Raw genomic sequence first — 11,554 nt, forward strand, 5'->3', positions numbered from 1 at the left:
CTTCTCCAGGACGAGCACGTGCACGCCGTGCAACCGCAGCTCACCGGCCAGCATCATCCCGGTCGGTCCGCCACCAACGATGATCACATCGAACAAGAAATACCCCGATCGAAGAATTGCGCTTCGCGAATCCGGATCTGCTCGCATCCGGGTCCGGCCGGAGATTCTGCGGCACAACCCGGGTCTTGCCGCAAGACCCCCGGTGGGCTATACGTTTATAGTGGCGGGGAGTTAGTGGAGTTCTGCCCGGCCCGAGGCCCACGCGGAGCGGCGACGTGGCGGAGCGGCGACGTGGCGGTCAGTCGGCCGTTCGCGGAGCGAGCCCGAACTGAGCGCGAACTACGTGCTCTCACCCTCGAGCCGGCCGGGCGTGGCGTCGTGGCGCGGATGACGGGCCGGGCGTGGGCGCTGTTCGCGGTCGTAGCGGTGCTGTGAGGCATCCCGGGCCGGTTCAGATCGTGACCGGGATCGGGTCGGCCGGGATCAGGTTGGCCACCGAGATGTGGGGCCACCCCAGCGGCGCGAAGTTGAGGTGCACGCGCTGGGTGTACTGGACCTGGGTGAAGCTGACGTTCTTCGCACCCCCGGCGAAGGCGTTCGTCGCGGTGAAGGTGAAGCTCGGGACCAGCCCGTCACCGGCGGTGTCGGTGCCGGGAAGGGTGACCGACTCGCCGGGCTGGAGGGCGGGCACCGTGATCTGGTCCTTGACGGTCTCGATCCAGAAGATCGCGCTCATCGCGACCGCTTCCGCGTTCGGCCCGCCGGCGGTGCCCTTGAGGAAGGCGATGTTGTCGGTGCCGCCGCCGACCAGTGCCGCGTCGGGCTGGCCGCCGGGCAGCGGGTTGACCGCGTTCGTTTCGATCGTGATGACGATCGTGCTGGTGATGGCCTGGTCCTGGAGCTGCTGCTGGATCCGGTCGGTGAGGACGGAGTTCGGGTCTTGCAGCATCGTCTTGGTGATCCTGGTGGTCGACAGGTCCTGGGGTAGGCGGAATGTCGCATTGTTGTCGAAGGTCTGGCTGGGGAACGACTGTGGTCCGTTCCCCGGGGGAAGGAAGAACGGCGTGATGTCGACCGGGTTGATCTGCGGGGTCGGCACGGTAAAGGAGGTGCCCTGGGCCTCGATGGTGGTGCCGTGCGGGATTGACGCCATCCGGACTACGGTCGCGCCCTCGACCGGGTTGGTGGTCGCTGGGACACTGAGCCAGATGCCGGGCTCGAAGTGGATGTCGACGGGATGGCTGGGGTCTGTGACGTCTTTGACCCGCTGGATGTAGGGGACCCCGTTGAAGAAGATGTCGTCCTGGAGGAATCCGCGGTTGGGCACCGATCCGAGGGCTGAGGAGAATTCGAGGATCTCCTCGGTGATGTTGAGCTCGAGGATGTTGTCATCGCGGTTGGTCGCCGGGTCGGGTGTCACCGGTAGCCCGCTCGGCGTTCCGGGCTTGTGCGGTCGGAAGATGGTGTTGAAGCCGTTGCCGCGGAACGTCGTGTTGGCGAGTAGCGCGAGTGGCCCCAATGACGGGTTGATCTGTGGTTCGACGGTGGAGGTGGCGAGTGCAGCTTGGGTGAGCTGCGGCGAAACCTGGCCCCAGTTGAAGTCGTGCGTCAGGTCGCCGGTGCGTGGGGTGGGAGGAACAGCGGTCGTCACGATCACTCCTGGTGGTAGACGAGTCCGAGGTCGTGCCGTTCCTGATGAAAGAAGCCCGGTGCGCCGGGTTGATACATCGATCTCGTCATAGACGGGTTTTGCCGACGTATGCCGGATGCGGGTACCGCGCTGGTCGCCGCTGCGACCTGGGGGCTAGCCATGACCGGTGGACCGCTGAGCGCCACCCTGACGGGGTCGGCGGAGGCCATCGGGACCGGCACCACGACGGTGCTCGGCGCCGCGCTGATCACGATCGCCGCGAACGCACTCAAGAGCGGCACGAACGTCAACCACTCCTCTGATGACGCCAGCGAGGGCGCGCTACCGCCTACGTCGTCGCCGTCCCCGTCATCACCGACGCGTGCTGGCATCCGCACGGCCCCGACCGACCGCCCGACACCGCAGACTCGCGCGGTCGGCACAGCTGCCAGCTGACGGCGGGGCGTGCTTATCGTCTGCTGCTGGCCCGGCCCTACCGGCTCGCCCCAGACGTTGATGTCGCGCCGCCCGACATCGCGACCAGCGCTTCGTCCGCGGCTCGACCGCGCCCGAGGCCCGCGCTCCGGCTGACCCCGTCGTCAGCGATTGCACCATCCTGCGCATCTCCGACCAGGTGACCGCCACCGCGGAGTCGACGTATTCGACCAGCACGGGCTCGCGCTCGTCCTCGCCACCGAACGGGATCCGAGCGCGATTCATCCATCAGCTTGACGTCACGAATCGGTCTGGGGGCCGGCGCGGTTCCATGCCCGGACCTGCAGGACGTGTACGCCGCCGACCTGCTGCAGGGGCCCGGTCACGGTCACCGGATGGTTCGTCGACGAACCGATGCCGGCGGCGAGGAGGGAGTGGGCGTCGATCTCCGCCGTTGTAGCGGCCCGAGGTTTACGTGTCTCCCGGTCCCACTGCACGACGGACGCGGGGTCGAGCGGTGCGAGGTGGACGACGGCGCTGCCTGTAATCAGGTCGAGCCGGTTGCCCTGTCGGAGAAGGGCTCCGGTGATGTGGAGCTCGACACCACGGATGGCGTAGCTCTCGTGGACGATCGCGCGCAGCTCGGCGCGCCAGGTCTCGAGGTCGGGGAGCAGCCCGTCGGCGACGTAGACCGCCGCCGTCGATCCGACAGCATCCGGAACGGGGTCGACGGCTTCGACCCCGTCCAGCCGCTGAAGGGCCTCGTGCGCTCCGCCCCAGCACGCGCCGATCCCGTACGGGCACGTTCCGCGCAGCCCGACCACTACCTTCCTGCCAGTCGTCCGGGCCGGTACCGCGTGGCGCAAGGCTTGAACGGCGCGCGCCGGAGTGCGTGCGGCGACCGGGGCCGGCCCGGTCAGGGCGATCCGCATGATCTTCGCGACCGACGGGACGCCGTGGCGGTCGATCAGGAACATCATGTAGTGCCCGGGTGGGCAGATGTCGGCCGACGCAGGGGTGGTGACGTCCAGCCCGGTTCCCGTGGGCGAGCTTGCCAGCTCGGTGTAGCGCTGCCCGGTGTTGAAGGAGTGGGTGACCGAGGAGAGGCGGATCCACGTCACCTTGGCGATCTGCTGGGGCTCGGGCGTCTCGACGTGGAAGGTCGCGCCGTAGGTCGTGCTGTCGGGCGCGGAGGCGATCAGCGGCTGGCTGCCCCCGGTGCAGAGGTAGGGCGGGGTGAAGATCTGACCGTCGCGATGGCTGTCGGCCGGGTCGTTCGCGTCGCGGCCCTCGATCGGGAAGAACTCGCCACCGCCCGCGGACAGCACGGTCGCGTCGGGCAGGAGCACGGCGGTGGAGTGGTAGCAGCGGTCGACGTCCTCGGCGGCGAGAAGCTGCCATGTCTTCGTAGCCGGGTTCCAGAGCTCTGCGACGTGGATCGGCTGACCAGGATCGAGGTTGTTGAAGGCCTCGGGACTTCCGGTGGCTCCGCCGCTGCGCGTGCCGCCGGTGACCAGCACCGTGCCGTCGGCCAGGATGGTCGCGTTGTGCTGGCGGCGGGGGAAGGCCATCGCCTTCGCCGGCGTCCACACCGGTTGGGCCGTGGTCAGGTCGAGCAGATCCGCGTTGGCGGTCGGTGCGCTGCCGCCTCCGATGTAGAGCACCTTGTCGGTGTCGTAGAGGACCGAGGGGGCGTAGTCGCGCTGGCCGTTGTCGGTCTTGAGCGGCCCTTCGCTCCAGGTGCCAGCCGGGAGGTCGAGCACCCAGGTCTGCTGCAGGGAGCCGGTCGCGACCACCCGCGGGCCGCGGGTGACGTGCAGGCGCGGGTAGAGGTCCCACGCGCCGACCGGGCTCTCGGATATCCGGTTCAGTGTGCCGGCCGTCCAGATCTCCGGCACGGTGTTGTGTTGGGCACCCTGCGGGCCGAAGCTGCCCGCGAGGATGAGGACGGAGCCGTCGGGCAGCGTGGTGAGGGTCGGATACCAGCGCCCGTTGCCCATCGTGGCGCTCGCCGTCCATTGCCCCGTGCCCGGGTCGAAGAGGCAGGTCTGTGCGGGCCCGTTGCCGTCGGCGAGGTGACCGCCGGCGACCAGCAGCCGCCCGTCGGGCAAGAACGCGTGTCCTGAGCAGAACAGGTTGACCGTGCCACCGCCGGCGCGGGGTGGGGTCGGGCCGGTGGGTGTCGTGGTGACTTCAGCCCCACGGCCGTGCGTGCCGGTGTCCGGCTGCCAGATGAACGGGGTGCAGGTGGCGGCGTCCGCGACCGGTCCGCCGAGCGTGAGCGGGCCAGGCGGCTCGGTGTCGAGCGACTGGGCAGGGCTGTCCCGCCTGCCCCACATGAGCACCCGGCCGTCGGGCAGCACGTGAGTGTGGATGGCGACGTTGGGCAGGAGAAACACCGGCTCCCAGCGTCCCCGGAGCGTGAGCGGGTCGAGCGTGAACGAGAACGGCGCCGCGCGGGCCGCTTCTTCGTCGCCGGTGGTGGACGAGGTGAATCCGTCCACGTTCGCGAGCAGGAACGTCGTGTCGTGGTCGTCGTAGGCGAGGCGGAGGTAGTAGTCGACCGAGACGCCGGTGCCGAGACCCGCGGTCGGGACGGCCGCGGAGAAGTACTTGTTGTTGCCGAGCTCGGCGGCGAACGCGAGCGGAGTCGAGGTCCAGGCCGCGCCGGCCACCCGGAACATCAGCTCACTGCCCAGCTGGAGTTGGTTCCCGGGGTTTCCGGTGCCCGCGAACTGGTTGCCTGACACGATCGTCACGGCGTCGAGCGGTGCGGTGGGCAGTACCGGATCGCGCATCCCGGCTCTGCCGGGCGGCTCGGGGTTCGTCGGCAGATGCCAAGCGGTACCCAGGTTCGCCATGAGCGGCCTCCCTGACGATGTGTGTCTCCGAGGTGAAGAGCCCGTCGCGACGAGCCTGATACGCCCGCGGAGCCACAGTCATCAGCGCGCTGACCCGTGAGACGCAGTACGCAGGGCGTGGACTCGCGATCTTGTGGTCCGTGGCGTTTGACGATTTCGACGGTCCGCGCGCTCGCTGGTGGATCTTGGGTCGAGAGCCTCCACCGGTGCTACGCAAGCGGCCAGGCCCTGATCTCGGCGAGTAGGCCGTCCGCTCACCGTGCCGCGGGGGCGACGCATCGGATTCGTTGTTGGCCGACTCGTTGAGGTTGTCGAACGCCTCGCGGGCGGCGGCGAGCACGGGGGCCGATGGGAGTACGCGACCTGGCCGAGGAACTGTCTCTGGACCTGGCCGAGCCGCTCGACGCCGTTGCTGAGTGGGCCAAGATTCACAATATCGATCATGTAGAAATGTCCTCCAGGCCTGCGCGACACGCACGTCATCCCTAGGAGGAATGACGAGACTAAGAGAATTACGTGATCGCCAACCTTTCCAACCTGGGGAATCGTGATCGGCGTCTTGCTCTTGGAAGGACCAGGACGCTGCCTCCGGGCGCGGGCCGGCCGCGGCGGCCCCGGGCAGTAGGCCCGGGACCTCGGTCCTGCCGAGCCCGGGTGATCGTCCGCAGTCTCATTCGCAGGTCTACGGGGTGCCTCAGGGCCGTGTGAACGGGGGCGGTCCCAGGATCTCGATGCCGCCGTTCTTCTGCGCCGACGCGCGGACACGATCGAAATCGACGAGCCCGCTACCCGGGTGGTCGTCGGTGACCGGCTCGCTGGCGTCCCAGTAGAACGCCTGGCAGCAGCCCGGGGTGTGCAGGCAGAGCACGTGGGCCACCTCTGAGACCACCGCGAAGGCGTGCGGGACCCCGCGCGGAGCGCTAGCCAGCCCGCGAGGGCCGACTCGGTGCTCGCGGCCGTCGATGTGCACGAGGATCTCGCCGTCGAGCACATACATGGTCTCGTCGGAGTCGGGATGGGTGTGCAGCGGCGTCGCCTTCCCCTGGTCCAGGGCCATCTCGAAGAGCAGGAAAGCTCCACCTGTGTCCTCGGCGGTGGCCTTCCACGTGTGCGTACCGCCTCCGTGGAACCAGCGGCGTTCGCCGTCGTCGGTAGCTCGGATGATCGGGGTCGGGGTGCCCAGTACGGCCATCGGGATCTCCTTCGAAGATCGTGAGACTGAGGTCTCACAAAGAGACTGGAGTATCATCTCCGAGGTGTCAAGCCCTTACGAGTCCAGCGGTCGCGCCCGACAGAAGCAGCGCACGCGTGATTCCTTGGTCGCCGCCGCTCGAGACCTCGTGGCCTCGGGCGTGACTCCGACCGTTGGAGAGGCTGCGACCGCGGCGGGGCTGTCCCGTCCCACCGCATACCGGTACTTCGCCAACCAGCGAGCGCTGCTCGCTGCGGCTCACCCCGAGACCGTCGCTGCCTCGTTGCTGCCGCCCGATCCGCCGGAGGACCCCGAAGCCCGCCTGGCGGTGGTGATCGCCGCGTTCACTCAGCTCATCCTCGACACGGAGAACCAGCAGAGGACGATGCTGCGGCTATCCCTCGAGGCCGATCCCGGTGAGCGCGCGGCGCTGCCGCTCCGCCAGGGGCGAGCCATCGGCTGGATCGAGGAGGCGTTGTCGCCGCTCGGCGACCAGCTGTCTGATCAAGCTCGGCGTCAGGTGGTCCTCGCGATCCGCAGCGTGGTCGGTATCGAGGCACTGGCCTGGCTGACCGACGTGGCAAGGCTCTCGCGTGAGGATGCTGTCGGGCTGATGCGGTGGTCTGCCCAGGCTCTGCTCCGTTCGGCGCTGACATGGAGACCGCCGGACGTTGCGGGGGGCACGAACGGCGAGCCGGTTGAATCGTGAGCCAGGACCATGGTCGGCCGGGCGGCAGTGGAGCGCAGCCTCGCGCAGAGCGTCTGCCGCAGACTCGGACGGCCTTACTATCGTGGCGGAGCGATCGTCGTGGTCCGCTGCGTGACATGCGTCGGTGCCGGGACCGAACATCCCGCTGATCAGGTGCGGTCCTTCAGTCGACGGGAAATCGCGCCGCCTGCACCATGTTGCGCCCGGCCGACTTAGCCCGATACAGCGCCGAATCGGCTGCTTGAAAGAGCTCGTCGCCGATCTCGTCCGAGCCCGGCTCCTGGCCGCGGTCCGAGCAGGCCGCAGCTGTGGGCTGGCAGGTGGCCGCTCGGATGCTGACCGAGACAATGCGGCTCTTCAACTTTAGGCGGGCACCGTCGGATTTCTCGCTGACAATCGGCGGGTCTGCCGGGTGCAGTGCAACCGCACCCGTCGCCGGTAGTTGTCCCGGTTCCTGAAGCCGCAGGCGGCGCGTTTCACCTGCTTGATCAGCCGATTCGTGCCCTCGGTTCGGGCGTTCGTGAGCCCGGTTGTGAGGAACACCTCGATGGCGGGCCACCAGGTGTCGATCGTCTCGGCCAGGGTGGTGAGCTCGGGGATCTGGGTGTCGGCGCACCACCGGTAGAACGCCCAGAGCCGTGCACGGATCTCGCCGGGGTGCCCGCCGTGGGCGGCGGTCGCGCAGAGCGCGCGCAGTTCCTCCTTCGCGATCCATGCCGAGAGGATCTGTCCGGTCGGGTCGCTGTCGACGCAGCCGTTCCACATCCGCGCCAACGCCCGCTCCGAAAGCCGTTCCTTGCCGCGCAGCAACAGCCGGCGGTTCGCCCAGGTGGGGTCGGTCTTGCGGCCGCGACGATCGAGCAGGTCCCGGGTGACGCGCTGGCGCACCGCGGTGACCGCCTTGTTCGCCAGCATGATCAGGTGGAAGTGATCGACCGCGATGAGCGCGTCGGGCAGGGCCGCGCGGACCGCGGCCGCATAGCCGGCATGCGGGTCGATCACCACCACCTCGATCCCGGCCCGGAACGCCGGCGTGCGGGCGGCAAGCCAGGCCTGGACCGCGGCGCTGGTGCGGCCGTCGACCTTGCTCTGGGGCAAGCGTTGGCCGATGTGGCAACGATCGGGATCCTGTCCGAACGCGCCATCCACCGCGGTGAGGTGCTCAACGAGCAACTCCAGTCCGCACTCAACAGCCGAGTGATCATCGAACAGGCCATGGGAGTACTCGCCCACAGGGGAAACCTGAGCACGGACGCGGCATTCGACCGGCTGCGACGCTACGCCCGCAATAACAACCTGCGGCTCAGCGACGTGGCCCGCAACGTCGTCGAGACCGACCTCGCCGCCGACATACTGGCCCCGCGTGGGACCGGGAGACCCAAGCATCGGTGACAAAACGTCACGCAATTGCTTGTTCGACTCCGGAGGGCCCGCCCAAAACGGTAGCTGTCGGTGCGCCACCGGGCGAATCGCGCGCCCACGCGCAGCATCAGCTCGTCAAACTCCTGCCGCCAGCGATCCAGGTCTACGCTGAGGCCAGCGGCCATCGCAGGATCATTTGAGTCCACACAACTCCGGATCATCGGGCAGTGGCCGCGCCGCGTCCACGGCCGCCATGCGCATGATCACGAAGTGTCGTTGGAGTACTAACCGGCACGAAGATCGAGAGTCAGTAGCAATCAGTCGGGCGGGCACCGCGCAGGAGCCATCCAGTGCACTGGCGGCGAGAACGGACCGCCCTGTACCTGTACCAGGCCCAAAACCAAGCGCAAAGCCAAGGCAACCGAAGTGAAGGATGAAATGCCATGCCTGCTGCCAAAGCACCCGCCACCGTCAAGGACACGGGAAAGCCAGCCCGTCCCGCCACCGATCCTGCCGGCCCGACTGGTCGGCTTGCTACCTGGGTCGCGAAAACAACGCTCGATGACGTTCCCGCCTCCGTCCGCGACCGGGCCAAGCACCTGGTGCTGGACGGCATCGGCTGTGCTCTCGTGGGTGCGCAGCTGCCCTGGTCCCGCATTGGCGTCGAGGGGGTAACGGCGCTCGATGACGCCGGGGATGCCGTACTGGTTGGCTGGGGCGGCCGGGCTACCAGCGCCACGTCGGCGGCCATGGTGAACTCCAGCTTCATCCAGGGGTTCGAGCTCGACGACTACCACCCGCTGGCCCCGCTGCACAGCAACTCGCTGGTCCTCCCGGCGATGCTAGCCGCCGCTCCGCGCGTGGGCCGCGTCTCCGGCGAGAGCTTCCTGCTCGGCGCCATCCTCGGCTACGAGACCGGCCCCCGGGTCGGGCAGGCGCTCGGCGGCCTGGACATGCTGTCGCGCGGGTGGCATTCGGGCGTGGTCTTCGGCACTATCTCCGCGGCCGCGGCCGCGGGAACGCTGTACGGGCTGGACGCCGCCGGGTTCGAGGACGCCTTCGGGATGGCGGCGACCCAGTCCTGCGGGCTGATGTCGGCGATGTACGAATCGATGGTCAAGCGCATGCAGCACGGCTTCGCCTCGCGCAACGGGCTGACCGCCGCCGCGCTCGCGGCAGCGGGCTACGTCGGCATCAAGCGGGTCTTCGAGCGCCACTACGGCGGCTGGCTGGCCGTCTTCGGTGAGTGCCACCGCACCTACCCCGAGGAGATCTACGCGGGCCTGAGTACGTTGTGGGAGACCGAACGGATCGCCGTGAAGGCGTACGCGTGCATGGGATTGCTGCACGCGGCGGTCGACGCCGCCCTCGAGCTGCGGCCCAAGGTCGACGTCAGCCAGATCCAGCGGATCGACATCGACATGGGCAGCGCCGCCTACTCCCATGGCGGGTGGCAGGCCGAGCGCCCGCTGCAGGTGATCGGCGCGCAGATGAACGTCGCCTACGCCGTCGCGGTGGCCCTGCTGGATGGCGACGTGCTGGTCGACCAGTTCACCCAGGACCGGATCAACCGCGATGACGTCTGGGCCTTGATCGACCGGACGGTCACCCACCACGAACGGGCCTACGACAATCTCCCGATCGACGAGCGGCTCACCACCCAGGTGCGCCTGACCTTCAAGGACGGGAGCACCCGCGCCGCCAAGGTCGTCCACCCGCGCGGTACCGGCGACCGGAACCTGACCAACGCCGAAATCCGGGACAAGTATGCCAAGCTGACCCACCGCATCATCGCGGCCGACCGCCAGGCCGCCATCGAGAAGGCGGTCCTCGGCATCGACACTGTCGACGACATCGCGCAGCTGACGGCCCTTCTCACACCCGCCGTGCACTCGCCGCTCGGCTGAGACTCCCGGCCGGAGGCGGTCCCCCGAGCCGTCTCCGGTCTCACTCTTCGGGCTCGTTGCTCACCCGGAAGAAGGTTCACAAAATGTCGGCAACTCTCGACCCAGCGACGGCCCTGGTCTTGATCGACCTCCAGCACGGCATCACGCCCTGCCTACCGCGCACCCTTCGGAACAGATCGTTGCCCGGTGCGCACGACTGGCCGACGCGTTCAGGGCCAATGGCAAGCTCGTAGCAGCCACCAGGGTCACCTTTGCCCGCGATGGCGGGGATGTGATCAAGACGCGTACCGCAGAAAGCCCGGCTGATGTCAAGCCGGTCCCGGACTACGGCGAGCTCCGCGCCGAGATAGGACTGAGCGACGGCGACATGCTGATCACCAAGCACGGCTGGAGCGCGTTCTACGGCACCGAGCTCGACCTTGAACTCCGCCGGCGCAAGGTCACCGGGATCGTCCTGGCCGGCATTTCGACCAGCATCGGCGTCGAGTCGACTGCCCGGGCGGCGAACGAGAGAGGCTACGAACTGACGATCGTGACGGACGCCATCACCGATACCGACGAAGGCGCCCACCTCAACAGCCTCAGAGCCATCTTCCCGCAGATCGCAGAACTTGCAACGACCGAAGAGGTCCTCACCGCCCTGAGAGCCTCGATCACCCCAACCAGCCCCAAGACATGCTCGCCCTCATCAAACAGGGAGATGACCTGATCGTCCCGAATGTCAACGGAGAGCTGGTCAGGCTTGCGGACACACTCGAAGAACATTTCCACGAGCCGCAACTGCCGCAACGGCCAGTGAGCGGGAACCAGCGCTGTGAGCCTCATTGACTGGGGACCGCCATCCGCCATGCCACCCCCGCCCCCGAACGGATGTTCCGCGCGCATAGGCTCACACATGCCTATTGCTTCAGTAGGCATTCCTAATCGGCGATCTGGCCTCCTTGAGCAAGCGTGACAATGATGTGGCGGAGCGCGCTAGGGCGCGGCCAGGCGAACTGAACCACGAATGAGTATGCCAAAGTCTGCATAAGCATCCGAATGGCCAACGCCCGCTATTCGGCAGAAGCGGATCAGGGCCGTGAAAAATGGCCACTCGAACGGGATTTCTCAGGTGCGACGATATCGTGCTCCTGGCCGGTCGCTCAGCGCCGCGGCAGGCGGCCGGTTCAGGGCGTGCCCGGCCGCGCCGGGGACGGCAGGGTGACAAGGAGAGAATTGGATATGACAGGACTCAGCTGGACGTCCTGGGACATGATCCAGAACCTGCGTCGCGCTGACCAGGCACACTCCGAAGCTACGGCAGGCCTGACCACCCCCCTGCTGCCGGACGCCTACCTTTCGATGATCAATCCGCTGTGGTCGGCCCGTGAGTTGCGAGGCCGGGTTGTCACGGTGATTCCCGAGACTGCGGACGCCGCCACACTGGTGATCAAGCCGGGCTGGGGCTGGCGCTTTGAC

The 11,554-nt window shown here is 67.9% G+C and carries 10 protein-coding genes and 1 pseudogene; 5 read left to right on the top strand and 6 right to left on the bottom strand.

Annotated elements, in window-relative coordinates:
- The 4 genes from JWR81_RS18745 to JWR81_RS18760 form a co-directional block, all read right to left on the bottom strand.
- Positions 1-96 (bottom strand): FAD-dependent monooxygenase (locus tag JWR81_RS18745; RefSeq protein ID WP_297654180.1); only part of this gene is annotated, 96 nt, incomplete at its 3' end.
- A 355-nt stretch (positions 97-451) separates the two neighbouring features.
- On the bottom strand, positions 452-1,651 hold the full coding sequence (locus JWR81_RS18750; protein WP_297654160.1) for a heme-binding protein: 1,200 nt from the start codon (positions 1,649-1,651) through the stop codon (positions 452-454).
- A 713-nt stretch (positions 1,652-2,364) separates the two neighbouring features.
- On the bottom strand, positions 2,365-4,926 hold the full coding sequence (locus JWR81_RS18755; protein WP_297654163.1) for a glyoxal oxidase: 2,562 nt from the start codon (positions 4,924-4,926) through the stop codon (positions 2,365-2,367).
- 694 nt (positions 4,927-5,620) lie between these two features.
- Positions 5,621-6,118, bottom strand: coding sequence for a cupin domain-containing protein (locus JWR81_RS18760; RefSeq protein WP_297654166.1), 498 nt, complete (start codon positions 6,116-6,118; stop codon positions 5,621-5,623).
- 64 nt (positions 6,119-6,182) lie between these two features.
- On the opposite strand from JWR81_RS18760, the gene JWR81_RS18765 reads away from it, so the two are divergent.
- The gene (locus tag JWR81_RS18765) at positions 6,183-6,827 is read left to right on the top strand and encodes a TetR/AcrR family transcriptional regulator (RefSeq protein ID WP_297654169.1); all 645 of its coding nucleotides are present in this window, start codon (positions 6,183-6,185) and stop codon (positions 6,825-6,827) included.
- 163 nt (positions 6,828-6,990) lie between these two features.
- Here the strand turns inward: JWR81_RS18765 and JWR81_RS18770 are convergent, their stop codons facing one another.
- Positions 6,991-7,188, bottom strand: a complete 198-nt coding sequence (locus tag JWR81_RS18770; protein WP_297654172.1) for a hypothetical protein — start codon at positions 7,186-7,188, stop codon at positions 6,991-6,993.
- Between the two features lie 2 nt (positions 7,189-7,190).
- Positions 7,191-8,060, bottom strand: coding sequence for a transposase (locus tag JWR81_RS18775; protein WP_367278808.1), 870 nt, complete (start codon positions 8,058-8,060; stop codon positions 7,191-7,193).
- Here JWR81_RS18775 and JWR81_RS34430 point away from each other — a divergent pair.
- The 4 genes and pseudogenes from JWR81_RS34430 to JWR81_RS18795 all read left to right on the top strand — a co-directional run.
- Entirely contained in the window at positions 8,043-8,219 is a 177-nt protein-coding gene (locus tag JWR81_RS34430; protein WP_367278809.1) for an ANTAR domain-containing protein, read from the top strand. The genes JWR81_RS18775 and JWR81_RS34430 overlap by 18 nt on opposite strands.
- 413 nt (positions 8,220-8,632) lie before the next feature.
- Positions 8,633-10,096, top strand: coding sequence for an MmgE/PrpD family protein (locus JWR81_RS18785; RefSeq protein ID WP_297654178.1), 1,464 nt, complete (start codon positions 8,633-8,635; stop codon positions 10,094-10,096).
- Positions 10,097-10,292: 196 nt separating this feature from the next.
- Positions 10,293-10,805: an isochorismatase family protein gene (locus JWR81_RS18790; RefSeq protein WP_297654183.1), complete on the top strand. Its 513-nt coding sequence runs from the start codon at positions 10,293-10,295 to the stop codon at positions 10,803-10,805.
- A gap of 329 nt (positions 10,806-11,134) precedes the next feature.
- A pseudogene (locus JWR81_RS18795) lies at positions 11,135-11,554 on the top strand (hypothetical protein); the annotation flags it as partial.

This window comes from Pseudonocardia sp. (assembly GCF_025965585.1).
In the GTDB taxonomy this organism is placed as follows: Bacteria; Actinomycetota; Actinomycetes; order Mycobacteriales; family Pseudonocardiaceae; genus Pseudonocardia.